This window comes from Pseudazoarcus sp. NS34 (genome assembly GCF_059703725.1).
Window position 1 is genome coordinate 309,778 of record NZ_BAAKIZ010000001.1, and the last position, 24,397, is coordinate 334,174.

A 24,397-nucleotide genomic window follows, 5' to 3' on the forward strand; every position below is an offset into this window, starting at 1 on the left:
GATGGCTGCTGTCGAACACGACTTTTCGGGCATCGACCGCAGGCGCGTGATTGACGCGCTGAGCGCCGTGCTGCCGCGCGGTGCGCTGCTGTACGAGTCGGAAGACACCCGCCCCTACGAATGCGACGGCCTGTCGGCCTACCGCCAACTGCCGCTGGCCGTGGCCCTGCCCTCCACCGAGGAGCAGGTCGTCGCCATCCTGCGCTGCTGCAAGGCGCTGGGCGTGCCGGTCGTGGCGCGCGGGGCAGGCACCGGCCTGTCGGGCGGCGCGCTGCCACACGCGCACGGCCTGTTGCTGTCGCTGGCGAAGTTCAACCGCATCGTGGCGATCGACCGTCTCGCGCGCACCGCCGTCGTGCAGCCGGGTGTGCGCAATCTGGCCATTTCGGAGGCCGCCGCGCCACACGGTCTGTATTACGCACCGGACCCGTCGTCGCAGATCGCCTGTTCGATCGGCGGCAACGTGGCCGAGAACTCCGGCGGCGTGCATTGTCTGAAATACGGCCTGACCGTGCACAACGTGCTGCGCGTGCGCGGGGTCACGATGGATGGCGAGGTGGTCGAATTCGGCTCCTGTGCGCCGGATGCCCCCGGCTACGACCTGCTGGCCGCGATGATAGGCTCGGAAGGCATGCTCGCGGTGGTCACCGAAGTCACCGTCAAGCTCACTCCGAAACCTCAGCTCGCGCAGTGCGTGCTGGCGGCCTTCGACGACGTCAAGAAGGCCGGCGACGCGGTGGCGGCAGTGATCGCCGCCGGCATCATTCCGGCCGGACTGGAGATGATGGACCAGGCGACCACCATCGCCGTCGAGGCCTTCGTGCACGCCGATTACCCGCTCGACGCCAAGGGCATCCTGCTGTGCGAATCCGACGGCACGCCCGAGGAAGTGGCCGAAGAGATCGAGCGCATGCGCGAGGTGCTCGAAGCCGCCGGCGCCACCGAAATCCGCGTGTCGCGCGACGAGGCTGAGCGCCTGCGCTTCTGGGCCGGGCGCAAGGCGGCCTTCCCCGCCGCCGGCCGACTGTCTCCGGACTACTACTGCATGGACGGCACCATTCCGCGCAAGCGACTCGGCGAAATGCTCGAAGCCATTACCGAGATGGAGAAGAAGTACGGCCTGGGCTGCCTCAACGTATTCCACGCTGGCGACGGCAACCTGCACCCGCTGATCATGTTCGACGCCAACAAGGAAGGCGAACTGCATCGTGCGGAGGAATTCGGCGTCGAGATCCTTGAGCTGTCGATCGCGCTCGGCGGCACGGTCACCGGCGAACACGGCGTAGGCGTCGAGAAGATCAACCAGATGTGCAGCCAGTTCGACCGGCCCACGCTGAACGGCTTCTTCCGCATCAAGGCGGCCTTCGACCCGGACGGCCTGCTCAACCCCGGCAAGGCCATTCCGACGCTGAACCGCTGTGCCGAGTACGGCAAGTTGCACGTGCAGAACGGCCAGTTGCCTCACCCCGACATCCCCCGCTTCTGATGGACAAGGGCCTGCTCCAAGTGCTGCTGGTCGGCGGACCGGTGCTCGCGCTGATCGGCGCCTGGGCCACGCTGCGCTGCGTCAAGAAACGGCCGAACGACAGGAAGAAACCATGAGCGACATCATCGAACAGTGGCGCGACACCATCCGCGCCGCCACCACCGCCCGGCGACCGCTGCAACTGCGTGGCGGCGGCAGCAAGGATTTTTACGGCCGGCAGCCGGAGGGCGAAGTCTTCGACACGCGCTACCACCGCGGCATCGTCAGCTACGAGCCGACCGAACTGGTTGTAACCGCACGCGCCGGCACGCCGCTGGCAGAGCTGGAAGCGCTGCTTGCCGAGCACAACCAGTGGCTGGCCTTCGAGCCGCCCCATTTCGGCGAGGGCGCGACCGTCGGCGGCACTGTGGCCTGCGGGCTGTCCGGCCCGCGACGGCTGGCAGTCGGCGCACTGCGTGATTTTGTGCTCGGCATGAAGATCATGGACGGGCGCGGCGACGTGCTGAGTTTCGGCGGCCAGGTCATGAAGAACGTTGCCGGCTACGACGCATCACGCCTGATCACCGGCAGCCTCGGCACTCTGGGGCTGATCCTCGAAGTGTCCCTCAAGGTGTTGCCGCGCCCGACGATGGAAGCCACGCTGCGCATGGACTGCGACCAGAGCACGGCGCTGGCGAAGATGAACGAATGGGGCGCCGAACCCTTGCCGGTTTCCGCCACGGCCTGGCATCACAGCACCTTGCATGTGCGTCTCTCGGGCGCACGCGCGGCGGTCGAGTCTGCCATCAAGCGTCTGGGTGGAACGCGCGTCGCCGACGACGAAGCCGCGTCGTTCTGGCAAAGCCTGCGCGAGCAGCGCCATGCCTTTTTTGCGGAAAGCGAATTGCCGCTGTGGCGCTTCGCGCTGCCGACCACAACGCCGCCGCTGGCACTGCAGGGCGAGCAGTTGATCGAATGGGGCGGAGGCCAGCGCTGGCTGCGCTCGGACGCCCAGGCCGCCGCCCTGCGTTCGGTAGCCTCGGCATTGGGCGGACACGCCACGCTGTTCCGTGGCGGAGATCGCGGTGGCGAAGTATTCCAGCCACCCGCCGCCGCACTGATGGAAATCCACCGCCGCCTGAAGGCCGGTTTCGACCCCGCCGGCATCTTCAACCCCGGCCGCTTTTACGACGGAATCTGACCATGCAGACCCAGCTTGCCGACTTCATCCGAGACACGCGCGAAGGCCAGGAAGCCGACGCCATCCTGCGCAAGTGCGTGCACTGCGGCTTCTGTACGGCCACCTGTCCGACCTATCAGTTGCTCGGCGACGAGCTGGACGGGCCGCGCGGGCGCATCTACCTGATCAAACAGGTACTCGAGGGCGCCGAGCCGACCGAAAGCACGCAACTGCATCTGGACCGCTGCCTGACCTGCCGTGCCTGCGAAACCACCTGTCCGTCCGGCGTCGAATACGGACGCCTGGTCGACATCGGTCGCCAGGTGGTCTCCCAGCGCGTGCCGCGCAAGGGCCGCGACCGGCTGATGCGCTGGGCGCTGAAGGAATTCGTGCCCCGCACGAGCCTGTTCGGCGCGGCAATGAAGGCCGGCCGGATGGTGCGCGGCCTGCTGCCGGCCGCGCTCAAGGAGAAAGTACCGGATGTGCGCCCGGCTGGCGCCTGGCCAGCACCGCGCCACTCGCGCCGCGTGATTGCGCTGGCCGGCTGCGTGCAACCGGCGATGGCGCCGTCGATCAACGCGGCCGCCGCACGCGTACTCGACGCCATCGGCATCTCGATGGTCGAGCAGGCCGGGGCCGGGTGCTGCGGCGCACTGCGCCAGCATCTGGACGATCTGGAAGGTGCGAAAGCGGATGCGCGTCGCAATATCGACGCCTGGTGGCCGGCGGTGGCACGCGGGGAGATCGAGGCCATCGTGATGACGGCATCCGGCTGCGGCGTGCAGGTGCGCGACTACGGCCACCTGCTGGCAGACGACCACGCCTACGCCGACAAGGCCGCGCGCGTCTCGGAACTGACACGCGACATCGGCGAGATCGTGGCGGCCGAACACGAGTTGCTGCGGCAGGTGCTCGGCCAGCGTGGCGGTGCCGGCAAGCTCGCCTTCCATGCGCCGTGCACGCTGCAGCACGGCCAGCAGATCCGCGGCGTGATCGAGTCCATTCTGACCACCGCCGGCTTCGAGCTGGTGCCGGTGCGTGACGGCCATCTGTGCTGCGGCTCCGCCGGCACCTACTCGCTGCTGCAGCCGGAGCTGTCTCACAGACTGCGCGACAACAAGCTCGCGGCACTGTCCGAGCATGGCGCCACCGCCATCGCGTCCGCCAACATCGGCTGCATCACCCATCTGGATCCGGCCAGCAGCGTGCCGGTGCGGCATTGGGTCGAGTACGTGGACGAGCGGCTGAGCGCGTAAGGCCGCCGGGCCGCGCACCGCCCGACTTGTGACGAAGGGGGTGGAATCGGTATCATGCCGGGTCCTGTCTTGCCCGGATTTCGCCCTCATGCCGCTTCAACGGCCGACGGGTTGCAGCCGGGGGCCCGCCGCACAAAGGTTTGCGGCGGCGGGATCAACAACTCGAACGAATGACCTGATGGAGAATCTCGGATGCCACTGGTAATCGGCGTGGCCGCTGAGGCAGTTTCCGGAGAGCGACGTCTCCCGGTGGTGCCTGATGTGGTCAAGAAATATGCGGGCCTTGGCGCACGCGTCCTCGTTCAGCGAGGCGCGGGCGTTCAGGCGCACTTCCCGGACGAAGCTCTGGGCGATGTCGATTTCGTCGACAGCGCAGAAGAAGTCTATGCCCAGGCCGACGTCGTGCTGTGCATACAGCCGCCGGCGACCAAGCTGGTCAACAAGATGAAATCCGGCGCAGTGCTGCTCGGCATGCTCTCTCCGTGGGGCGACGCCAAGCGCGTGCAGGCCTACGCCAAGCATGGCGTAACGGCTTTCGCGCTGGAACTGCTGCCGCGCACCTCGCGCGCGCAGAGCATGGACATCCTGTCCTCGCAGGCCGCCGTGGCGGGTTACGAGTGCGCACTGATTGCCGCAAACCACAGCCCGAAGTTCTTCCCGATGCTGACCTACGCCGCCGGCTCGATCCGTCCGTCGCGCGTGCTCGTCATCGGCGCCGGCGTGGCCGGCCTGCAGGCCATCGCCACCGCCCGCCGTCTGGGCGCGATGGTCGAGGGCTACGACGTGCGTCCGGAAACGCGTGAGCAGATCGAATCGCTCGGCGCCAAGTTCGTCGACACCGGCGTCAACGCCGTCGGCGAAGGTGGTTATGCGCGCGAACTGACCGCCGAAGAGAAAGCACAGCAGGCCGAGAAACTCGGCCGCGCCATCGCCCAGTGCGACGTGCTGATCACTACCGCCGCAGTGCCGGGCCGCAAGGCCCCGGTGATCGTGACCAAGGCCATGGTCGCCGCCATGAAGGAAGGCGCAGTCGTGGTCGACCTCGCGGCCGAGACCGGCGGCAACGTCGAAGGCACCGAAGCCGGCAAGGAAGTGAAAGTCGGCGGCGTGCTGATCGTCGGCCCGACCAACATCACCAGCCGCATGCCGGTGCATGCCTCGGAGATGTTCGCCAAGAACCTCTTCAACTTCATCAGCCCGTTCATCAAGGACGGCACGCTCGCGCTCGACTGGGAAGACGACGTCATGAGCGGCGCCTGCCTCGTCCATGAGAGCGCGGTCCGCCATGCTGGCGTGCGCGACGCGCTCGGCATCAAGAACGAAGAATAAGGAAGCAAGGGAATGGACGGCTTTACCGCTCTGTATGTCTTCATGCTCGCGGCCTTCACCGGCTACGAGGTGATCTCGCGTGTGCCGGTGATCCTGCACACCCCGCTGATGTCGGGCTCGAACTTCGTGCACGGCGTGGTGCTGGTCGGCTCCATGATCGCGCTCGGCCACGCTGACCCCAGCGACCCGCTGCAACTGGCAATCGGCTTCTTCGCCGTGCTGCTTGGCGCCGCCAACGCCGCCGGTGGCTACATCGTCACCGAGCGCATGCTCGCGATGTTCAAGATCGGTGACAAGAAGAAAGAAGGGGGCGCCAAATGACTTCCAACTGGTTTGTCAGCATGGCGTACTTCGTGGTCGCCGTTGTCTTCATCATCGGCCTGAAAGCCATGAGTTCGCCGGTCACGGCGCGCCGCGGCATCGTCTGGGCCGGTTTCGCGATGATCGCGGCCACCGTTGTCACCTTCTTCATCCCGGGCCTGCAGAACATCGGCCTGATGGTGCTGGCCATCGTCATCGGCGGCGGTCTGGCATGGTGGTCGGGCAAGATCGTCAAGATGACCGACATGCCGCAGATGGTCGCCATCTACAACGGCATGGGCGGCGGTGCTGCAGCCGGCATCGCGGCGATCGAACTGATCCGCGGCGCCGATCACACGGCCATGGTGTCCACGCTGATGGTGCTCGGCGCCATCATCGGCTCGGTCGCGTTCTCGGGCTCGTGCATCGCCTTCGCGAAGCTACAGGGCCTGATCAACAAGGCCATCCGCCTGCCGCAGCAGAACACCATCAACTTCTTCCTGACACTGTTCACCTTCGGCCTCGGCCTGACGGTGGGCTACTCGGATGATCCCTCGCTGTTCGGCGTCTTCCTGTTCTTCGTGCTGGCGCTGGCGCTGGGCGTGGTGCTGGTGCTGCCGATCGGTGGCGCCGACATGCCGGTGGTGATCTCGCTGCTGAACGCCTTCACCGGCCTGGCCGTGGGCTTCAAGGGCTTCGTGCTGGGCATCCCGGCGCTGATCGTGGCCGGTATCGTGGTGGGCGCCTCGGGCATGCTGCTGACGCAGCTCATGGCCAAGGCCATGAACCGCCCGATCCGCAACATCATCTTCTCGCCGATCACCGGCGCTGCCGTCGAGGGTGGTGAAGGCCCGCAGGGCACGATGCGCGAGGTCTCGGCCATGGACGCTGCCTCGCTGATGCGTTACGGCAACAAGGTCATCATCGTGCCGGGCTACGGCATGGCGGTGGCCGGCGCGCAGCACAAGGTGTGGGAAATGTCCAAGCTGCTCGAAGAGGCCGGCATCGAGGTGAAGTTTGCGATCCACCCGGTCGCAGGCCGCATGCCGGGCCACATGAACGTGCTGTTGGCCGAAGCTGGCGTGCCCTACGACAAGATCTTTGACCTCGACGAGATCAACGACGAGTTCGCGCAGGCCGACGTGGCCCTGGTCATTGGCGCGAACGACGTGGTCAACCCCGTCGCACGCACCGACAAGACCAGCCCGATCTACGGCATGCCGATCCTCAACGCCGACATGGCGCGCGACGTGATCGTCATCAAGCGTGGTCGCGGCGCAGGCTATTCGGGCATCGAGAACGCGCTGTTCTTCAAGGAGAACTGCAACATGCTCTACGGCAGCGCGCAGGAAGCCGTGGCCGAGATCACGACGCAGATCAAGGCACTGGGCTGACCGCAGCCTTCGTTTGAATGCCAAACGGCGCGCCCTCGGGTGCGCCGTTTGTTTTTGTGCGATGCGTGGTCGATGATTCAGGAGATGCCCAACATTGCCGTTAAGCTCCGCATGAGTACCAGCCGCACTGCCCTCCTGCTCACGCTTGCCCTCGTCGCATCAGCCGTCGGGGCCCAGACCTCGGATCCGCCCGCGCCCGCTTCGCCCGCGGTCGATGAGCCTCTGCCCGACGCCCGCAAGGCCGGCGGCAAGCCCTATCGCTATCCGATGCCGGCCATTGCCCAGACCGTGCGCGAGGTTCAACACGCCACGCAGGCCATGCTGCTGCGCGAGTACTGTGCCGACGCGATGATTCCGGACCAGTTCGTGAACGAGCGGCTGGCCATGTTCAGCGCCCAGACAGGCCGACCGGAAGACTGCAGGACGCTGCTGGACTACTGATCGAGCGGCAAGCAGCCGCAGAGTGCAGGCCTTGCGCACACGTCACTTGTGCGACCTAGGCAAACAGCACTCCTTGTTGCTGGGGGCAACCCAGCGCTGCAAGAAAGTCACCTTCGGCTGCGCTGCGGATACCGCACACGCGGACTTCAGCACCGAAGCCCGCCGCCAGCCCGGAAATGGCTTCGATCAACGCTTCGGCGTGCTCTTCGTGCGCCAACGCCCTGACCAACCCTTCCGAAACCCGCAAGACGTCGATTCGACCGGCCGCCAGCTGTGCCAGCGCAAGCGGTGCAGCGCCGACATTGTCGAGCGCAGTACGCACGCCCAGCGCGCGCAAGGCGTCTAGCGCAGCGTCACCCGCCGCTCCTGACAGCGCGAGGGAAACCGCGTCAAAACCCAGTTCCAGCGCGGTGGCCGGCACGGCGCTGCGCATCAGCTCTGCCCGCACGCGCGCCACCATGGCGGCGTCCGGCAAACCGAGCAGGGTCGCGCAGACCCGCTCGGCGCGACCCTGCTCGATCAGCTCAAGTGCGCAATGCAGAACGCGGCCATCAAGACTAGCCGCAGCCTCTGCGTCAGGGCGCTGCTCGAGCGGGGCGAGCACGACCGCGGTGGCCAGACGCTCACCATGGTGCACATCAACCACAGGCTCGAAGCTGGGCTCGAACGGCACGGAGCCGGGGACGCCATCAGTCTCGCCCTCACCCGTTTCCACCAGTAGAAGCTTCCAGCCGCTGCGCGGCCCTGGCAGGACCCGCGCACGGCGTCCGGCCAGCAGCGCAATCGGGGCCTCGTGCGCGTCGGGCCAGCGCACCTCGATCACCTCGTCGATGCGCCGACCGATGACATCGCCGCCGCCGGTGCCCAGCTCGCTGCGTGCCGGGGCATTCAGCGCCTGAATGCGCTCGCCCTCATCCACCACCACCAGCGCCTGCGAGACCGCTGCGGCCAGACGCGGCCAGACGCGGTCTTCCCCGCCAGCGTGATCGCGACCATAGGCTTCGGCAACGATGTCCGGGCTCAGGATCAGCGCATGCATGCCGGGGCGCAGGCGCGCCGCAGCGATGAAACGCATGTCGCGGCTGCGCCCGCCGGGAAGCGCAACCTGGATGCTGCCGCGCATCTCGCCCTGGATCAGCAGACGATCACGTGCTTCAAGAAAGGAACGTTCGTTCGGAAAGAGTTCGGACAGCGGCTTGCCGACGAGCTGACGGTAGTCGCGCTCGAGCAGCCGGCAGGCGGCGCTATTGGCGTCGATCATGGTCTCGTCGCCGGTAATGATCAGGCCCTCGTCGATGAGTTCGAGCAAGGCCAGATACAGACCGGTTTCCAGCCCTTCGGAGAAGTCTGCAACGAAGGGCTCGCGCGGCGGGTCGGCGCGCGGGGGTTGGGGAGCAATCGGTGGCATGGCGGTGGCCGTGTTCTCCGGGCTGCGGCGGTTGCCGCTCAGAGTGCCCAGAATACGCGCCGCCCGCCCTGCCCTTCGGCCGAAAAAGCGCCGAAAGAGGCCTTATTTGCGGCCGAGACCACCCAGCAGCACCGCCACCGGGCGCTTGTCGCGACGCGGCAGGTCGCCTGCATTGGCAGCAGCGCTGCCATCGCCCGCGGCCACGGGAGCGGCGTAGGGTTTGCTGAAATCAAAGCCGTCCGCGGCGATCTTGCTACCACCACGACGGTTACCGCTCGTGCGCTTATCGCTGCTTTCACGCTTCGGCGCCGGCGCGGTCGGAGCGGCCGCCGGAGCCACGGGCGCGGAGGTTGCGGGACGTTTGTCGCCCGCGGCTTCGCGATGCTTGCGCCGGTGAGTGCCGGCTTCGTCGTAATCGGGCTCGGGATCGAAGCCGGCCACGACTTCCTGCGGGATGTCGAGCTTGATCAGCTTCTGGATCTCGGCGAGTCGCCCTTTCTCTTCGGCACACACCAGCGAAATGGCGTTGCCCTGGCGGCCAGCACGGCCGGTGCGGCCGATGCGGTGCACGTAGTCTTCGGCGGTATGCGGCAACTCGAAGTTGATGACCAGCGGCAGGTCGTCGACGTCCAGACCGCGGGCGGCCACGTCGGTGGCTACCAGCACGCGCAGCGTACCGGCCTTGAAGGCTTCCAGCGTTTCGGTGCGCTGCCCCTGGCTCTTGTCGCCGTGAATGGCGTCGGCCGAGATGCCCTGACGCGCCAGAAAGTGCGCGAGCCGTCCGCACAGCATCTTGGTGTCGACGAAGATCAACGCCTGCTCATCCGGCGCATGACGCAGCAGATGGGCCAGCAGATTGCGCTTGAGCCCGGACGACACCGGATGCACACGGTGGGTGATGGTGTCCGACACCATGTTGCGGCGCGCGACTTCGACCAGCTGCGGGTTCTTCAGCATGCGGTCGGCGAGCTTCTTGATCTCGTCCGAGAAGGTGGCGGAGAACAGCAGGCTCTGCCGTGCTTCGGGCAGCAGATCGAGAATGCGCCGGATGTCGGGGATGAAGCCCATGTCGAGCATGCGGTCGGCTTCGTCGAGCACCAGCATTTCAACCTGGCCAAGCTGGATGGTTTTCTGCTGCACATGATCAAGCAGACGCCCCGGCGTGGCGACGACGATCTCGACGCCCTTGCGCAGCTCTTCAACCTGCGCGCGCATGTCCACGCCGCCATAAATGCAGATGGAGCGCAGCGCGATGTATTTGCCGTAGGTCTGCACCGACTCGTGCACCTGCACGGCCAGTTCGCGCGTGGGCGCGAGCACCAAGGCGCGCACCGGATGACGTGCGGGGCTGGTCGAGGTGCTGGCGTGGCGGGCAAGCCGCTGGATCAGCGGCAGCGTGAAGCCGGCAGTCTTGCCGGTACCGGTTTGGGCCGCACCCATCACGTCGAGCCCTTGCAGGACAACGGGGATGGCCTGTTGCTGGATCGGCGTGGGTTCGGTGTAGCCAGTTTCGGCGACGGCACGTTGCAGCTCGGGCAGCAGCCCGAGATCGGCGAAGCTCATGGTCGGTGTTTGTCCTGTCGGCGAAAGCCGCGTGGGCGCGAATGCGCAACAAAAGCGCGATTATACACGCCCGGACAAGCGCTTTCCGTTTCGCCTCAAGCCCTTCCGAGGGGTATGCAGCGCGTCAGCGCACCAACGTCAGGTAGGCCGTGACTTCTTCGCGGTCGTGATACAGGTGCTTGATGCGCAGATCGTAGGACCCGACCGTGGCCAGCCGCTTGTGGATCAGCGAGCGGCACTGCTCGACGGCCTCAAGGCGCCGCTTCATCGGCAGCTTGAGGTTGAAGATGGCGTGACGCGCCCGCCCCATGGCGATCCACTCCGCCATCAGCGAAGCAATGCGCGAGGGCTGCTCGACCATGTCGCACACCAGCCAGTCCACCGAACGCTGCGGGCGCCAGGTAAAGCCGTCCGCACGCAGGTGCTCGACCATTTCGGTGGCCATCACCGTAGGCGCCATCGCGCCGTTGTCGATGGCCGTCACGCGCAGGCCGCGGTAGGCGAGCTGCCAGGTCCAGCCGCCGGGCGCAGCGCCGAGGTCGACGGCGCGCATGCCGGCGCGCATGGCCACCGTGCGCTCATGTTCGGTGAGCATGCCCAGAATGGCTTCGGCCAGCTTCAGGGTCGATCGACTACCGGCGTCGTGCGGCATGCGCAGGCGCGCAATGCCCATCGGCCACGGCGCGGCCATGCCGGGCGCGGCCGCGCCGATCCACGCGGTGGTGGCGTCGGTGAACAGCACGTGCAGTTCGGGCAGGTGCTTGCGACTGCTGCGGATGGCGCCCTTGGTGGACAGGCGCTTGACCAGCGGCTCGGCAAAGCGGCGGCAGAAACCCGACAGCGGTCGCGACGCGTCACTGTCCGGGTGCTCCAGCAACACCGTCGAGAAGCGCTGGCCGGCCTGCTTCACGGCGTCAACGATGGGCGTCGCGCGGTCGGCTTCGGGCAGATCATCCACGCGCGCCAGCCAAGGCATGAGATTGCGCGCGAACACCAGCGACTGCCATTCACAGTGCGGCAGCAAGTCTTCCAGCGCCACGCCCTCGTGGCTCTCGAACACGACGTGGGCTGTGCCTTCCTTGGCACGCACAAAACCCTCCATGCCCAGTTCGCGGGCGAAGGTGTCGAGTTCTGCGGCCAGCTCCTTCTCGAAGCCGGCGCGGCACAGCGCAATCAACCCCCAGGCAAGGGCTTGCTGCGGGCTATCAGGCTGATCGTCTTGGCTCATCGAAGGTGCTCGGGGTGGTGTGTATGATCATGGGCGTGTTCGGAGAACACACCGAAAGTCCGCGGATGATACGTTGCGGCCGGAGCCCGGCCAAATCGGCGTCGACCGGAAGCCGTTTCAGAGGAGCCCCGCATGGAGTATCGCCGCCTCGGCGCCAGCCCGCTGGAAGTGTCTGCCCTGTGCCTCGGCACGATGACCTTCGGCGAACAGAACAGCGCGGCTGAAGCCCACGCGCAACTCGATCGGGCGCTGGCCGCCGGCATCAACTTCTTCGATACCGCCGAGATGTACCCGGTGCCTTCGCGCCCGGAAACCAGCGGGCAATCCGAACGCATCGTAGGCCAGTGGCTGGCGCGCCAGAAACGCGAGCGGCTGGTGATCTCGACCAAGGCCGCCGGCCCCAACCGCGGGCTGGGCTGGATTCGGGGCGGGCCGCTGTCACTGGATGGCGAAAACATCCGCTCTGCCGTCGAAGGTAGCCTGGAGCGCCTCGGCACCGACTACATCGATCTCTACCAGCTGCACTGGCCGGCGCGGAACCAGCCGATGTTCGGCGGCTGGCAGTACGACCCGATGGCCGAACACGACGCCACACCGATCCGCGAACAACTCGACACGCTCGCCGAGTTGGTGGCCGAAGGCCGCATCCGCCACATCGGCCTATCCAACGAACACCCTTGGGGCGTCATGCAGTTCCTGCGGCTGGCCGAGCAGCACGGGCTACCGCGCATCGTCTCGGTGCAGAACGTCTACAACCTGATCAGCCGCGTGTACGACTATGGCCTGGCCGAGCTCTGTCACCGCGAGATGGTCAGTCTGCTGGCCTACTCGCCGCTGGGGTTCGGGCATCTATCGGGGAAGTATCTGAATCTGCCGCCTGCCGGGTCTCGCATCGCGCGCTTCCCGAGCTTCGGCCGGCGCTATGCCGGGGCCGGAGTAAGACCTGCGGTCGAAGCCTATGTGGAACTGGCCCGCGAGCACGGCATTTCGCCGGCAACGCTGGCGCTGTCTTTCGTGTACCACCGCTGGAGCACCACCAGTACGGTGATCGGCGCGACGTCGCTGCGCCAACTGGAAGAGAACCTGGCGGCGTGGAGTTTCTGTCCCGGCCCCGACTTGCAGGCGGCGATCGACGCTATCCACCGCGACCGCCCGAACCCGGCGCCCTGAAGATCAGGGCGGCGAAACCTGCGACAGCGGAGCCTGCGGCGCCCGCCCGCCCGGCGGCACGATCTGCGACGGCACTTCAGGCAGGTTGTTGGCGATCATGTAGTCATTCATCTCGCGCCAGCCCGTGAATACCGCCGCCTTCGACACCTGTGGATTCATGGTGTAGCAGTCTTCAAGCGAGCGCCCGGAATGGCGGCAACCGCCGCCGATCGCGCGCCCTTCCGCCTCGGCCGCGGCGGCGCGGGCCTGCGGATCGGGGATGTCGAGGACGTCGTAGAGCATGTCGCAACTCGCAAGCAGCGGCATGCACAGCAACAGGATCAGTCGGGTTCGCAGTGACATGGGGATGATCGTCTTGGCTCTTGAAGACATTTACGGCTGCTCCGGCACATTCTTGATGCCACTTCGCGCATTCTTGCCCGGGCTTTTTGCATGAGCGCCGCGAATTGGCCCTGGCCGCGCGTATTCGCGCACCGATGCGGTGGCACGCTGGCGCCGGAGAACACGCTCGAAGCGCTCGACGTGGCTGCCCGCTTCGGCTGCGGAGCCGAGTTCGACGTCATGCTCAGCCGCGACGATACGCCGCATCTCATTCACGACGAGACGCTTGATCGCACCACCAACGGTCACGGCCGCATGGCCGAAACCGACGATGCGACGCTGGCGGGACTCGACGCCTCAAAGGGGTTCGAACACTTCCAAACCGCGCGCGTTCCCCGCCTGATCGACGCAGCGCGGCGATGTCGCGCGCTGGGGCTGGCCGCCAACGTCGAAATCAAGCCCTCGCACGGCTGTGACATCCACAGCGGCGCCCGCACTGCAGTATTGGCCCGAGACTGCTGGAACGGAGCCACGTTGCCGCCCCTGATTTCGTCGTTCTCCGAGCCCGCCCTTGCCGCGGCACGCGACGCCGCGCCCGAACTGCCACGCGGCCTGCTGGTCGATGCCATTCCGGCGGATTGGGCCGAGCGCTGCGCTCGCCTCGGAGCCGTATCACTGCACGCCAACGCATGCTACATCCAGCAGCAAGAGGTCGTTTCCGTTCGCCGCGCCGGCTTGTGGCTGCTGCTCTACACCGAAAACGATCCGCAGCGCGCAGAGCAACTGTTCTCGTGGGGCGTCAACGCCATCGTGACCGACCGCCCCGACCTGCTCTCGCCCCAGAGCGGGCGTTCTTGACGCCGCACGACGGCGCCCAATACCATCGCACCCTTTCTCCGCGCAGGCCGCCCACTGTGAGCATCCAGCAACTCCTCGCCCCGATCGCCGCCGACATGCGCGCCGTCGACGAGGTCATTCGCCAGCGCCTGCATTCGGAAGTGGTGCTCGTGCGCCAAATCGCGGAGTACATCATCGGCAGCGGCGGCAAGCGCCTGCGCCCGGCTCTGGTTTTGATGGTCGCCGGCGCCTTCGGCTATCGCGGCACCGCCCACCACGAACTCGCCGCGGTGGTCGAGTTCATCCACACCGCCACCTTGCTGCATGACGACGTAGTAGACGAATCCGACCTGCGCCGCGGACGCAACACCGCCAATGCAGAATTCGGCAACGCCGCCTCGGTACTGGTCGGCGACTTTCTCTACTCGCGCGCCTTCCAGATGATGGTTGGCGTCGGCAACATGCGCGTGATGGAGGTCTTGTCGGAAGCCACCAACGTCATCGCCGAAGGCGAGGTGCTGCAACTGATGAACTGCGGCAACGCCGACGTCGACGTCGCCGCCTATCTCAAGGTCATCCGCTACAAGACCGCCAAGCTGTTCGAAGCCTCGGCGCGGCTCGGCGCCATTCTGGGCGGCGCCGACGAACCCACCGAGCGCGCGCTTGGCCACTACGGCATGCACCTTGGCACGGCGTTCCAGATCATCGACGACGTACTCGACTATTCCTCCGAAGAAGCCACCACCGGCAAGCATCTCGGCGACGACCTTGCCGAAGGCAAACCCACCCTGCCGCTGATCCTGGCGATGGCGCACGGCACCCCGGCGCAAGCCGCGCAGGTGCGCAATGCCATCGAGAACGGCAACCGCGAGGCTTTCGGTGACGTACTCGCCGCAATCACCGCCTGCGGAGCGCTCGATGCAGCGCGCGACGCAGCGCGTTCGGAGGCGCAACTGGCCGTCGAAAATATCCGCACTCTGCCGGCTTCCGTTTTCACAAAAGCGCTGCTAGAATTGCCCTCCTTTGCAGTTCAGCGAAATTATTGACTGCAGCCGGATACGTCGGGGAATAGCTCAGCCTGGTAGAGCACTGCGTTCGGGACGCAGGGGCCGGAGGTTCGAATCCTCTTTCCCCGACCACTACATCCGAGGGAATGCCCGAAATTCCCTTTCAGAAAACCGCCTAACCGGCGGTTTTTTTCTTTGTGGCGGAGAAAATGATCATGGCTTTCCGATTCAGCGATCTCAGAAAACGCTGCGCTGAAGAGTGGCGCGCCTATTGTCAGCACGATTTCGTGCTCGGCCTCGGCGACGGCACGCTGCCGGCGCCCGCCTTCCGCCACTATCTGCAACAGGATTACCTGTTCCTGCTGCACTTCGCCCGCGCCTTCGCGCTGGCTGCCTACAAGAGCCGCAGCCTTGCCGATCTGCGCCGCGGCGCCGATGGGCTCAAGGCCATTCTCGACGTCGAACTCGACCTGCACATTGCGTATTGCCGTGAATGGGGCATCAGCGAAAGCGAGCTGACAAGCCTGCCGGAAGCGCGCGCGACGATGGCCTACACGCGTTACGTGCTGGACGCTGGCAGTCGTGGTGACGTGCTCGACCTGCATGTCGCACTCGCGCCGTGCATGCTCGGCTACGCCGAAATCGCCGCATGGCTGCAAGCACAGCCCTTCACGGTGACGCAAGGCAACCCCTACGCAGCATGGATCGCGATGTATGCAGGAGAGGAGTTCCAGCAGGCGGCGCGGGCCGAGCTCGAATGGCTGGACGAACGCCTTGCCGGGATTGATGCGCGCCGCTTCGAGGAGCTGGTGACGATCTTCCGCGAAGCCACCCGCCTGGAAGCCGACTTCTGGCAGATGGGGCTGGACCTGGCCGACTGATTCAGCCTGCCTGCGCGTGGCGCGCGAGCGCCCACGCCACATGTTCGCGCACCAGTTCGGATGAATCGTCCGCGCGGGCCTGCAGAGCCGCCAGCACGTCCGGCGTGGCGGGCGCATTGCCCAGGCCGACCGCGATATTGCGCGACCAGCGTTCGAAACCGATGCGGTGAATGGCGCTGCCGGCCGTGCGCTCGCGAAAATCCGCCTCCGACCACGCAAACAGCTCGACCAGCGTGACCTCGTCGAGCCGGTTGCGCGGTGAAAAGTCGGCCTCATCGGTGATACGCGCGAAACGATTCCACGGACACACCAGCTGGCAGTCATCGCACCCATAGATGCGATTGCCGATCATCGGCCGCAGCGGCTCGGGTATGGGCCCCTTGAGCTCGATCGTCAGGTAGGAAATGCAGCGCCGCGCATCGACCGAGTACGGCGCCACAATGGCTCCGGTCGGACAGGCCGTGATGCAGGCCGTACAGTCTCCGCAGTGGCCGGTTTGTGGCGCATCGACTGGCAACGCCAGGTCAGTGAAGATTTCGCCGAGGAAGAAGGCCGAGCCCGCCTCGCGGTTGAGCAGCAAGGTGTGCTTGCCGCGCCAGCCCAGGCCGGCGCGCACCGCCAGCTCGACTTCCAGCACCGGAGCGGAATCGACGAAAACACGGTAGCCGTGAGGCACGGCTTCCGAGATGCGATCCGCCAGCTTTTGCAGACGCGCCCGCATCAGCTTGTGATAATCCCGCCCCAACGCATAGCGCGAGACATAGGCTTGCTGCGGGTTCGCCAGCGCGGCTTCGGCATCCGCCGCGTCGGGCCAGTAGTTCATGCGCACGCTGATCACGCGCACGGTGCCGGGATGCAGCTCGGCCGGCCGCGCCCGCTTCATGCCGTGCCGCGCCATATAATCCATCTCGCCGTGAAAACCCGCGGCCAGCCAGGCGGCCAGCCCGGGCTCCGCATCCGACAGATCGACGCCGGTCACCGCGACCGAATCAAAACCCAGTTCGCCGCCCCACGTGCGGATGCGCGCCACCAGCGCCGCATTCGCGGCGGCACCGGACTCCACCGAGGATTCAGAATGATCGGAAATATTCACGTCCTGGATGATAGCTGCGCGCGCTTCACTGCACATCTGGGCGACGAAGCGGACACCGAGCGAGCCGGCGCGGTATTGGCGACAGGACTCGCGGCCGGGCTGGTGGTGTATCTGATCGGCGACCTCGGTGCCGGCAAGACCACACTGGTGCGCGGCTGCCTGCGGGCGCTGGGACATGTCGGAAAGGTAAAAAGTCCTACATACACCTTGATTGAACCTTATACTGTTTCTAGATTAGACTTATATCACTTTGATTTTTATCGCTTCAGCACGCCAGAAGAATTTCTCGAAGCGGGGCTGGACGAGTATTTTGCGGGACAGGGTGCCTGTCTCGTGGAGTGGCCCGACAAGGCCGCCCCGTATGTCGCCGGCGCAGACATCGAAGTGCGCCTCGCGGTCCGCAATACCGGCCGCGACATTGAAGTCGTAGCACTGACGGAAAACGGACAACGATGCGCCCAGACCATGCTGTCGAGCCTGCAGCCCAGCCCGCCGTAACGGCACCGGCCGGCATCAGCCGACGCGAGCTGCTGCGCTTCGCCGGCGCTTCGCTGGCGTTGCTGGTCAGCCCGGTCGGTTTCGCCGCCGCCACCAGCCTGGTGGCCGTGCGCGTGTGGCCAGGCACCGAATACACTCGTATCACGCTCGAAGGCCCCGCCGGCATCGAATTCAACCAGATGATGCTGAGCAATCCGGCGCGTCTGGTGATCGACCTCCAGGGCGTCGAATTCAACAGCGTGTTGCAGTCGCTGCCCGAAAAAGTCCTCGAATCCGACCCGCTGATCTCGCGCATCCGCGCCGCCGTCAACCGGCCGGGCGTGGTGCGCGTTGTGGTCGACCTGAAAACCGACATCAAGCCTCAGATCTTCGCGCTCAACCCGATCGCAAGCTACGGTCACCGGTTGGTGGTCGACCTGTACCCGGAATCGCCGGTCGACCCGATTCTTGCGCTGATTCACAAGCGCTCGCCGCTCGCTGCCGCCTCCGGCGAAGCAGGCGGCGAGACCGTTCCGACGGGCGACGGCGGACAAACTGCCGAGGCGTTGGAGAACCGCATTCTGACCATCGTCATCGACCCTGGCCATGGCGGCGAAGACCCCGGCGCGATCGGCCGGCGTGGCTCACATGAAAAGAACGTGACGCTGTCGATCGCACGTCGCCTCAAGAGCAAGATCGACGCAGAACCCAACATGCAGGCCGTGCTCACGCGCAACGGCGACTACTTCGTGCCCTTGTACAAGCGGGTATCCATTGCCCGGCGCGCGCAGGCCGACCTGTTCGTGTCGGTGCACGCCGATGCCTTCACGCGCCCGGAAGCCAACGGCAGCTCGGTCTATGTACTTTCGGAGCGCGGCGCCAGCAGTACCGCCGCGCGTTGGCTCGCGCAGAAAGAGAACGAGGCCGATCTGATCGGCGGCGTAAACATCGCGCGTCAGGAAGGGCACCTCGCCCGCACCCTGCTTGATCTGTCGCAGACCGCCACGATCAACGACAGTCTCAAGCTGGCCTCGGCCGTGCTGTCGCAAATCGGCGGCATCAACCGTCTGCACAAGCCGAAGGTTGAACAGGCGGGCTTCGCCGTACTGCGCTCACCGGACGTACCGTCCATCCTCGTCGAGACCGCCTTCATCAGCAATCCGGACGAAGAGCGCCGCCTCAACGACCACGCCTATCAGGACAAGATGGCCGATGCCATCGTATCCGGCATTCGTCAGTACTTTGCCAGCAGCCCGCCGGTACGGCGTACCACCGTAGCCCGCGCAGAGTAAGCCCGCCCCCGGGGCGCGCAAGCCGCCCCGATGCCGTATAATTGCGGCTTTTTTCAGGCGCTTATGCAGGTTCTTCGAGGGATTCCGGAGCGCGCCGCGCAACCCTCGGTGCTCACCATCGGCAACTTTGACGGCGTTCACCGCGGACACCAGGCCCTGCTCGAAATGCTCGTGAAGAAGGCCCGCGCGTGCAGCGCTGCGGCCACCGTGCTGACCTTCGAGCCGCATCCGCGCGAGTATTTCTCGCCGCAGAGCGCACCGGCGCGCCTTGCCTCGCTGCGCGACAAGCTGCTGCAGCTCTCCGAGAACGGCGTCGACCGCGTGCATGTGTGCCGCTTCAATGCCGACTTTGCCGCGCTGCATGCCGACCGCTTCATTGAGGACGTGCTGGTGCGCGGACTTGGCGTGCGTCACCTGATCATCGGCGACGATTTCCGCTTCGGGGCCAAGCGCCAGGGCGATTTCGCCCTGCTGCAGCGTGAAGGCGCACGGCTGGGCTTTGGCGTCGAAGCCATGCCCACACTGGCCGATGGCGCCGTGCGCGTATCAAGCTCGGCGGTGCGCGAAGCGCTGGCCAGCGGCGCGCTGACCCGCGCTGCCGAATTGCTGGGCAGGCCCTACAGCATCTCCGGCCGCGTGGTGTCGGGGCGTCGGCTGGGCCGCAGCATCGGTTACCCGACCGCCAACATCGTGTTGCGCCTGAGCAAGCCGGCGCTCTCTGGCGTGTTTGCCGTGCAGGTCGAAGGCCTGGGCGAAAAGCGTATCGCTGGCGTTGCCAACCTCGGTTCGCGGCCGACGGTGGGTGGCGACAAACCCAACCTGGAAGTACACCTGCTCGACTGGCAAGGCGACTGTTACGGTGCCCATCTGAGGGTGCACTTTGTGCACAAACTGCGCGACGAGGCACGCTACGATTCGCTCGATGCACTGACACAACAGATCCGGCGCGACGAAGCCGCCGCGCGTGCGTGGTTTGCGCACAACCCCATTCAAGACTGACACAGCAAAAAAGAACATGGCCGACTACCGCAAGACGCTCAACCTCACGGATACGCCCTTCCCGATGCGCGGCAACCTCGCGCAGCGCGAGCCCGCGTGGATTGCCGACTGGCAGGCGCGCCGCCTGTACCAGCGCATCCGCGAGACGGCTCAGGGCCGACCCAAGTTCGTCCTGCACGACGGTCCGCCCTACGCCAACGGTGACATTCACCTCGGCCATGCGGTGAACAAGATCCTCAAGGACATCATCGTGCGCGCGAAGACGCTGGCCGGCTTCGACGCACCCTATGTGCCGGGCTGGGATTGCCACGGCCTGCCGATCGAGCATCAGATCGAGAAGAAGCACGGCAAGAACCTGCCTGCACCCGAAGTGCGCAAGCTTTCCCGCGCCTTTGCCGCCGAGCAGGTCGAGACGCAGAAGAAGGGCTTCATCCGCCTGGGCGTGCTGGCCGACTGGGACCGCCCCTACCTCACCATGAACTTCGGCAACGAGGCGGGTGAAATCCGCGCGCTCGCCGAGATGGTCAAGAAGGGCTGGGTCTATCGCGGCCTGAAGCCGGTGAACTGGTGTTTCGACTGCGGTTCGGCGCTGGCTGAAGCCGAGGTGGAATATCAGGATCGCACCAGTCCGACCGTTGATGTCGGCTTCGAGATCGCCGAGCGCGAGCGCGGCCGCCTTGCTGCCGCCTTCGGCCTGAGTGAGCTGCCCGCCGGCAGCGTAAAGGCAGTGATCTGGACCACCACACCGTGGACCATTCCCGCCAACCAGGCGCTCAACGCCCACCCCGAGCACAGCTACGCGCTGGTGCAGACCGATGCCGGCTGCGTGGTGCTGGCCAAGGCGCTGGTAGAGGAATCGTTAAAGCGCTTTGGCCGTGAAGGCAAGGTACTGGCCACCACCGTGGGCGAGAAGCTCGAACACATCGCCTTCCGCCACCCGCTGTACGACCGCGACTCGCCGGTGTTCCTCGCCGACTACGTCGGCATTGATGCCGGTACGGGCATCGTGCACAGCGCGCCAGCCTACGGTGTGGATGACTTCCAGTCGTGCATGAAGAACGGCATGACGGTCGACGACGTGCTCAGCCCTGTCCAGAGCAACGGCGTGTACGCCGACTCGCTGCCGCTGTTCGGCGGCCTGCACATCTGGAAGGCCAATCCGGTCATCGCCGAGAAGCTGGCCGAAGTCGGCGCCCTGCTCTCGCACGCCAAGGTGCAGCACAGCTACATGCATTGCTGGCGCCACAAGACGCCGGTGATCTACCGCGCCACGGCGCAGTGGTTCGTCGGCATGGATCTGAAGCCCAACGGCGGCGCCAGCCTGCGTGAATCCGCGTTGGCCGCGATCGAGAACACCGAGTTCTACCCCGACTGGGGCAAGGCCCGTCTGGCGTCGATGATCGCCAACCGGCCCGACTGGTGCATCTCGCGCCAGCGCAATTGGGGTGTGCCGATTCCGTTCTTCATCCATCGTGCAACGGGTGAGTTGCACCCGCGCACGGTCGAGCTGATCGAAGCCGTCGCCAAGCGCGTCGAACAATCCGGCATCGACGCCTGGTTCGACCTCGAGGCCGCGGAACTGCTTGGCGACGAGGCAACGCAATACGAGAAAATCAGCGACACGCTCGACGTCTGGTTCGATTCGGGCAGTACGCACTGGCACGTGCTGCGCGGCTCGCACGCCGATCTGGCGCGTGACGACGGCGGCCCGGTGGCCGACCTGTACTTGGAAGGCTCAGACCAGCACCGTGGCTGGTTCCATTCCTCGCTGCTGACCGGTTGCGCCATCGACGGCCGCGCGCCGTATCGCGCGCTGCTCACCCACGGCTTCACGGTCGATGCGCAGGGCCGCAAGATGTCGAAGTCGCTCGGCAACGGCATCGAACCGCAGGAAATCGGCAACAAGCTCGGCATCGAGATCCTGCGCCTGTGGCTTGCCGCCACGGACTACTCGGCCGAGCTGTCGATCTCCAAGGAGATCCTCGATCGCGTGGTCGAGACCTACCGCCGCCTTCGTAACACGCTGCGCTTCCTGCTTGCCAACACCTCGGACTTCGACTTTGCGAAGAACGGCGTGACGCCGGATCAGTTGCTCGACATCGACCGCTACGCGCTGGCCCATCTGGCCGGCCTGCAGCAGCAGATCACCGCCGATTACGAGCACTACGAGTTCCACCGCATCGTGCAGGCGCTGCAGCACTACGCCTCCGAAGACCTCGGCGCCTTCTACCTTGATGTGCTGAAAGACCGCCTGTACACCACGCAGCCGGACTCGCTCGCGCGCCGCTCGGCACAGACCGCGCTGTGGCACATCACGCAGTCCGTGACGCGCCTGATGGCGCCGATCCTGTCCTTCACCGCCGAGGAGATCCAGGCGCTGATCGGCAGCGGCCCGGACGACAGCGTGATGCTGCACACCTGGCATGAAATCCCGGCCATCGCTGATGGCGAGGTGCTGACCACAGGTTGGAGCCTGATCCGCGAGGCCCGCGCCGAAGCGCAGAAGGTGCTCGAAGACCTGCGCACGGCCGGCAGCATCGGCGCCTCGTTGCAGGCCAACATCCACATCCGCGCCGCCGGCGAGCGCTTTGACGCGCTGAACGGCCTGGGTGACGATCTGCGCTTCGTGATGATCACCTCCGGCGTCACGCTGGAGCGCGTGGCCTCCGAGGCCGAACAATCCATCACCGCCGCGCCGTCGGTCTACACCAAGTGCGAGCGTTGCTGGCACTACCGCGAAGACGTCGGCAGCATTGCCGAACACCCTGAGCTATGCGGTCGTTGTCACGGCAATCTGGGCGACGCTCCCGAGGTGCGCACGCATGCCTGACGGTCAGCGCATGAAGCTGCGATTCGCCGCCTGGTTGACGCTCGCCATTGTTGTCGCCATCGCGGATCAGGCCACCAAGTGGTGCATGACGCAGTGGCTGGGCACCGGCTCGGTCGTCACCGTGACGGACTTTTTCAAGCTCATCCTGGTGCACAACCCCGGCGCGGCCTTCAGCTTTCTGGCTGATCAGTCGGGCTGGCAACGCTGGTTCTTCGTCACCCTCGGTGTGGTGATCTGCGGCTGGCTGCTTGCGCTGATGTGGCAACACCGTGCCGAGCGTGCGCTGCCGCTGGCCTTCAGCCTGATCATTGGCGGCGCGGTCGGCAACATCTACGATCGAATTGCGCACGGCGCGGTCGTAGACTTTCTCTACTTTCACGTTGGCGAGTACGGCTGGCCGGCGTTCAATCTGGCCGACTCGGCCATCACCATCGGTGTCGTGCTCATGCTGTGGTCGCAGTTCCGGCCTCACCGCTCCACCAAGGAAACTGCACAATGAACCAGCAAGTCTCACCTGACAGCCTCGTCACCCTGCACTACCGCATCGCCCTGCCCGGCGGCCAGCCGCTGATCAGCACCTTTGACGGCAATCCGGCCACCCTGCAGCTGGGCGCCGGCGAACTGCTGCCGCAGATCGAGCGTCTGCTCGACGGCCTGGAATCCGGTTCCGAGCACAGCTTCGACCTCGAGCCCGAGCAGGCCTTCGGCGCGCGCCGCGACGATCTGATCGAGCGCGTGAAGCGCGAGCACCTTCCGGAAACCGAAGTGGTCGAAGCCATGAGCATCATGGAGTTCAGCGCACCCGACGGTTCGCGCTACTCCGGCCTGATCACCAAGGTCGAGGACGATGCGATCATGATCGACTTCAACCACCCGCTCGCCGGCAAGCAGATCCGCGTGGATGTGCGCATTGTCGGTGTGCTGTAACGCATTGCGAGCCCGCCCATGAACGACCGCGAAATCCTTCTCGCCAGCCCGCGTGGCTTCTGTGCCGGCGTAGAGCGTGCCATCGAGATTGTCGAGCGCGCCCTCGAACGACTCGGCGCACCGATCTACGTGCGCCACGAAGTCGTGCATAACAAGTTCGTCGTCGACGACCTGCGCAACAAGGGTGCGATTTTCGTCGAGGAGCTCGACGAAGTCCCGGCGGGCAACACCGTCATCTTCAGCGCACACGGCGTCTCCCAGGCCGTGCGCGACGAGGCCGAGCGCCGCGGTCTGAAGGTGTTCGATGCCACCTGCCCGCTGGTCACCAAGGTGCACAACGAAGTCATGCGCATGCACGGGCTGGGGCGCGAGATCATCATGATCGGTCACCGCGGACACCCCGAAGTGGAAGGCACGATGGGCCAGATCGCCGGAGGCATCCACCTCGTGGAGTCTGCCAACGACGTCCCGAAGCTGAAAGTCACCAACCCGGAGGGGCTGTCTTTCGTGACGCAGACCACGCTATCGATGGACGACGCGGCCAGCATCGTGGACGCCCTGCGCGAGCGTTTTCCGTCCATCCAGGGACCGCGCAAGGACGACATCTGCTACGCCACACAGAACCGCCAGGACGCCGTGAAGTTCATGACGCCGCAGGTGGATGCGGTGCTCGTCGTGGGTTCGCCGAACAGTTCCAACTCCAACCGCCTGCGCGAAGTCGCCGCACTGCGCGGCGTGCCGGCCTGGCTGGTGGAAAACGCCGAAGCCATTGACCCGAACTGGCTCGAAGGCAAGCGGCGAATCGGCATCACGGCCGGCGCATCGGCGCCGGAAGTGCTGGTCAAGTCCGTCATCGAACGCGTACGCGCACTGGGCGCCGCGACGGTGCGCACGCTCGACGGCGTGCAGGAAAAGGTGGTGTTCGCGCTGCCCAAGGAACTGCAGGCCACCGAGCGCTGAATCGACCGGCGCTGCAAAATGAAACGGCCGCCTGCGGGC

General features: G+C 65.8%; 23 protein-coding genes and 1 tRNA gene. 19 read left to right on the plus strand and 5 right to left on the minus strand.

The window, feature by feature from the left end; all coding sequences use genetic code 11:
• Position 1 precedes the first annotated feature (1 nt).
• The 7 genes from AC6H0N_RS01540 to AC6H0N_RS01570 all read left to right on the plus strand — a co-directional run bounded on the left by AC6H0N_RS01540 (position 2) and on the right by AC6H0N_RS01570 (position 7,365).
• A complete protein-coding gene (locus AC6H0N_RS01540; RefSeq protein ID WP_497573225.1) occupies positions 2-1,486 on the plus strand; it encodes an FAD-linked oxidase C-terminal domain-containing protein in 1,485 nt (494 codons plus the stop codon).
• A 112-nt stretch (positions 1,487-1,598) separates the two neighbouring features.
• Positions 1,599-2,666, plus strand: coding sequence for a glycolate oxidase subunit GlcE (gene glcE / locus AC6H0N_RS01545; RefSeq protein WP_497572292.1), 1,068 nt, complete (start codon positions 1,599-1,601; stop codon positions 2,664-2,666).
• A 2-nt stretch (positions 2,667-2,668) separates the two neighbouring features.
• Positions 2,669-3,901, plus strand: a complete 1,233-nt coding sequence (glcF, locus tag AC6H0N_RS01550; protein ID WP_497572293.1) for a glycolate oxidase subunit GlcF — start codon at positions 2,669-2,671, stop codon at positions 3,899-3,901.
• A gap of 192 nt (positions 3,902-4,093) precedes the next feature.
• Positions 4,094-5,230 (plus strand): NAD(P) transhydrogenase subunit alpha, encoded by a 1,137-nt coding sequence (locus AC6H0N_RS01555; RefSeq protein ID WP_497572294.1) that lies wholly within the window; start codon positions 4,094-4,096, stop codon positions 5,228-5,230.
• 12 nt (positions 5,231-5,242) lie between these two features.
• Positions 5,243-5,551 carry an NAD(P) transhydrogenase subunit alpha part 2 gene (locus AC6H0N_RS01560; RefSeq protein ID WP_497572295.1) on the plus strand — a complete coding sequence of 103 codons (309 nt, stop codon included), beginning with the start codon at positions 5,243-5,245 and terminating at the stop codon, positions 5,549-5,551.
• The gene (locus AC6H0N_RS01565; protein ID WP_497572296.1) at positions 5,548-6,924 is read left to right on the plus strand and encodes an NAD(P)(+) transhydrogenase (Re/Si-specific) subunit beta; all 1,377 of its coding nucleotides are present in this window, start codon (positions 5,548-5,550) and stop codon (positions 6,922-6,924) included. Before AC6H0N_RS01560 ends, AC6H0N_RS01565 begins: the two co-directional genes overlap by 4 nt.
• Before the next feature lie 111 nt (positions 6,925-7,035).
• The gene (locus AC6H0N_RS01570; RefSeq protein ID WP_497572297.1) at positions 7,036-7,365 is read left to right on the plus strand and encodes a hypothetical protein; all 330 of its coding nucleotides are present in this window, start codon (positions 7,036-7,038) and stop codon (positions 7,363-7,365) included.
• 55 nt (positions 7,366-7,420) lie between these two features.
• On the opposite strand, the gene AC6H0N_RS01575 is transcribed toward AC6H0N_RS01570, so the two are convergent.
• The 3 genes from AC6H0N_RS01575 to rlmM all read right to left on the minus strand — a co-directional run bounded on the left by AC6H0N_RS01575 (position 7,421) and on the right by rlmM (position 11,564).
• Positions 7,421-8,773, minus strand: a complete 1,353-nt coding sequence (locus tag AC6H0N_RS01575) for an EAL domain-containing protein (RefSeq protein ID WP_497572298.1) — start codon at positions 8,771-8,773, stop codon at positions 7,421-7,423.
• A 102-nt stretch (positions 8,774-8,875) separates the two neighbouring features.
• The gene (locus AC6H0N_RS01580) at positions 8,876-10,336 is read right to left on the minus strand and encodes a DEAD/DEAH box helicase (RefSeq protein ID WP_497572299.1); all 1,461 of its coding nucleotides are present in this window, start codon (positions 10,334-10,336) and stop codon (positions 8,876-8,878) included.
• Positions 10,337-10,460: 124 nt separating this feature from the next.
• Complete coding sequence (gene rlmM / locus AC6H0N_RS01585) at positions 10,461-11,564, minus strand: 23S rRNA (cytidine(2498)-2'-O)-methyltransferase RlmM (RefSeq protein WP_497572300.1); 1,104 nt, start codon at positions 11,562-11,564, stop codon at positions 10,461-10,463.
• A 132-nt stretch (positions 11,565-11,696) separates the two neighbouring features.
• On the opposite strand from rlmM, the gene AC6H0N_RS01590 reads away from it, so the two are divergent.
• Positions 11,697-12,734 carry an aldo/keto reductase gene (locus tag AC6H0N_RS01590; RefSeq protein WP_497572301.1) on the plus strand — a complete coding sequence of 346 codons (1,038 nt, stop codon included), beginning with the start codon at positions 11,697-11,699 and terminating at the stop codon, positions 12,732-12,734.
• A 3-nt stretch (positions 12,735-12,737) separates the two neighbouring features.
• On the opposite strand, the gene AC6H0N_RS01595 is transcribed toward AC6H0N_RS01590, so the two are convergent.
• Entirely contained in the window at positions 12,738-13,076 is a 339-nt protein-coding gene (locus tag AC6H0N_RS01595; RefSeq protein ID WP_497572302.1) for a hypothetical protein, read from the minus strand.
• A 90-nt stretch (positions 13,077-13,166) separates the two neighbouring features.
• On the opposite strand from AC6H0N_RS01595, the gene ugpQ reads away from it, so the two are divergent.
• The 4 genes from ugpQ (at position 13,167) to tenA (ending at position 15,780) form a co-directional block, all read left to right on the plus strand.
• A complete protein-coding gene (gene ugpQ, locus AC6H0N_RS01600) occupies positions 13,167-13,913 on the plus strand; it encodes a glycerophosphodiester phosphodiesterase (RefSeq protein ID WP_497572303.1) in 747 nt (248 codons plus the stop codon).
• Positions 13,914-13,969: 56 nt separating this feature from the next.
• Positions 13,970-14,938, plus strand: coding sequence for a polyprenyl synthetase family protein (locus AC6H0N_RS01605; RefSeq protein ID WP_497572304.1), 969 nt, complete (start codon positions 13,970-13,972; stop codon positions 14,936-14,938).
• A gap of 16 nt (positions 14,939-14,954) precedes the next feature.
• A tRNA-Pro gene (locus AC6H0N_RS01610) sits at positions 14,955-15,031 on the plus strand.
• A gap of 83 nt (positions 15,032-15,114) precedes the next feature.
• Positions 15,115-15,780: a thiaminase II gene (gene tenA, locus AC6H0N_RS01615; protein ID WP_497572305.1), complete on the plus strand. Its 666-nt coding sequence runs from the start codon at positions 15,115-15,117 to the stop codon at positions 15,778-15,780.
• A gap of 1 nt (position 15,781) precedes the next feature.
• On the opposite strand, the gene queG is transcribed toward tenA, so the two are convergent.
• Positions 15,782-16,843: a tRNA epoxyqueuosine(34) reductase QueG gene (gene queG / locus AC6H0N_RS01620; RefSeq protein WP_497572306.1), complete on the minus strand. Its 1,062-nt coding sequence runs from the start codon at positions 16,841-16,843 to the stop codon at positions 15,782-15,784.
• Positions 16,844-16,855: 12 nt separating this feature from the next.
• Here queG and tsaE point away from each other — a divergent pair, with 12 nt between their 5' ends.
• The 7 genes from tsaE (at position 16,856) to ispH (ending at position 24,358) form a co-directional block, all read left to right on the plus strand.
• Entirely contained in the window at positions 16,856-17,371 is a 516-nt protein-coding gene (gene tsaE, locus AC6H0N_RS01625) for a tRNA (adenosine(37)-N6)-threonylcarbamoyltransferase complex ATPase subunit type 1 TsaE (RefSeq protein ID WP_497572307.1), read from the plus strand.
• Complete coding sequence (locus tag AC6H0N_RS01630) at positions 17,326-18,642, plus strand: N-acetylmuramoyl-L-alanine amidase (protein ID WP_497572308.1); 1,317 nt, start codon at positions 17,326-17,328, stop codon at positions 18,640-18,642. Before tsaE ends, AC6H0N_RS01630 begins: the two co-directional genes overlap by 46 nt.
• 63 nt (positions 18,643-18,705) lie before the next feature.
• Complete coding sequence (locus AC6H0N_RS01635) at positions 18,706-19,641, plus strand: bifunctional riboflavin kinase/FAD synthetase (protein ID WP_497572309.1); 936 nt, start codon at positions 18,706-18,708, stop codon at positions 19,639-19,641.
• Positions 19,642-19,657: 16 nt separating this feature from the next.
• Entirely contained in the window at positions 19,658-22,471 is a 2,814-nt protein-coding gene (gene ileS / locus AC6H0N_RS01640; protein WP_497572310.1) for an isoleucine--tRNA ligase, read from the plus strand.
• A 10-nt stretch (positions 22,472-22,481) separates the two neighbouring features.
• Positions 22,482-22,970, plus strand: coding sequence for a signal peptidase II (lspA, locus tag AC6H0N_RS01645; protein WP_497572311.1), 489 nt, complete (start codon positions 22,482-22,484; stop codon positions 22,968-22,970).
• A complete protein-coding gene (locus AC6H0N_RS01650) occupies positions 22,967-23,398 on the plus strand; it encodes an FKBP-type peptidyl-prolyl cis-trans isomerase (protein ID WP_497572312.1) in 432 nt (143 codons plus the stop codon). Before lspA ends, AC6H0N_RS01650 begins: the two co-directional genes overlap by 4 nt.
• A gap of 18 nt (positions 23,399-23,416) precedes the next feature.
• Positions 23,417-24,358 (plus strand): 4-hydroxy-3-methylbut-2-enyl diphosphate reductase, encoded by a 942-nt coding sequence (gene ispH / locus AC6H0N_RS01655; protein WP_497572313.1) that lies wholly within the window; start codon positions 23,417-23,419, stop codon positions 24,356-24,358.
• The last annotated feature ends 39 nt before the right edge of the window (positions 24,359-24,397 follow it).

Bases quoted from the DNA above. Each gene is read 5' to 3' on its own strand.
- AC6H0N_RS01540 (WP_497573225.1), top strand. From the start codon at position 2: ATGGCTGCTGTCGAACACGACTTTTCGGGCATCGACCGCAGGCGCGTG.
- glcE (WP_497572292.1), top strand. From the start codon at position 1,599: ATGAGCGACATCATCGAACAGTGGCGCGACACCATCCGCGCCGCCACC.
- glcF (WP_497572293.1), top strand. From the start codon at position 2,669: ATGCAGACCCAGCTTGCCGACTTCATCCGAGACACGCGCGAAGGCCAG.
- AC6H0N_RS01555 (WP_497572294.1), top strand. From the start codon at position 4,094: ATGCCACTGGTAATCGGCGTGGCCGCTGAGGCAGTTTCCGGAGAGCGA.
- AC6H0N_RS01560 (WP_497572295.1), top strand. From the start codon at position 5,243: ATGGACGGCTTTACCGCTCTGTATGTCTTCATGCTCGCGGCCTTCACC.
- AC6H0N_RS01565 (WP_497572296.1), top strand. From the start codon at position 5,548: ATGACTTCCAACTGGTTTGTCAGCATGGCGTACTTCGTGGTCGCCGTT.
- AC6H0N_RS01570 (WP_497572297.1), top strand. From the start codon at position 7,036: ATGAGTACCAGCCGCACTGCCCTCCTGCTCACGCTTGCCCTCGTCGCA.
- AC6H0N_RS01575 (WP_497572298.1), bottom strand. From the start codon at position 8,773: ATGCCACCGATTGCTCCCCAACCCCCGCGCGCCGACCCGCCGCGCGAG.
- AC6H0N_RS01580 (WP_497572299.1), bottom strand. From the start codon at position 10,336: ATGAGCTTCGCCGATCTCGGGCTGCTGCCCGAGCTGCAACGTGCCGTC.
- rlmM (WP_497572300.1), bottom strand. From the start codon at position 11,564: ATGAGCCAAGACGATCAGCCTGATAGCCCGCAGCAAGCCCTTGCCTGG.
- AC6H0N_RS01590 (WP_497572301.1), top strand. From the start codon at position 11,697: ATGGAGTATCGCCGCCTCGGCGCCAGCCCGCTGGAAGTGTCTGCCCTG.
- AC6H0N_RS01595 (WP_497572302.1), bottom strand. From the start codon at position 13,076: ATGTCACTGCGAACCCGACTGATCCTGTTGCTGTGCATGCCGCTGCTT.
- ugpQ (WP_497572303.1), top strand. From the start codon at position 13,167: ATGAGCGCCGCGAATTGGCCCTGGCCGCGCGTATTCGCGCACCGATGC.
- tenA (WP_497572305.1), top strand. From the start codon at position 15,115: ATGGCTTTCCGATTCAGCGATCTCAGAAAACGCTGCGCTGAAGAGTGG.
- tsaE (WP_497572307.1), top strand. From the start codon at position 16,856: ATGATCGGAAATATTCACGTCCTGGATGATAGCTGCGCGCGCTTCACT.
- AC6H0N_RS01630 (WP_497572308.1), top strand. From the start codon at position 17,326: ATGCGCCCAGACCATGCTGTCGAGCCTGCAGCCCAGCCCGCCGTAACG.
- AC6H0N_RS01635 (WP_497572309.1), top strand. From the start codon at position 18,706: ATGCAGGTTCTTCGAGGGATTCCGGAGCGCGCCGCGCAACCCTCGGTG.
- ileS (WP_497572310.1), top strand. From the start codon at position 19,658: ATGGCCGACTACCGCAAGACGCTCAACCTCACGGATACGCCCTTCCCG.
- lspA (WP_497572311.1), top strand. From the start codon at position 22,482: ATGAAGCTGCGATTCGCCGCCTGGTTGACGCTCGCCATTGTTGTCGCC.
- AC6H0N_RS01650 (WP_497572312.1), top strand. From the start codon at position 22,967: ATGAACCAGCAAGTCTCACCTGACAGCCTCGTCACCCTGCACTACCGC.
- ispH (WP_497572313.1), top strand. From the start codon at position 23,417: ATGAACGACCGCGAAATCCTTCTCGCCAGCCCGCGTGGCTTCTGTGCC.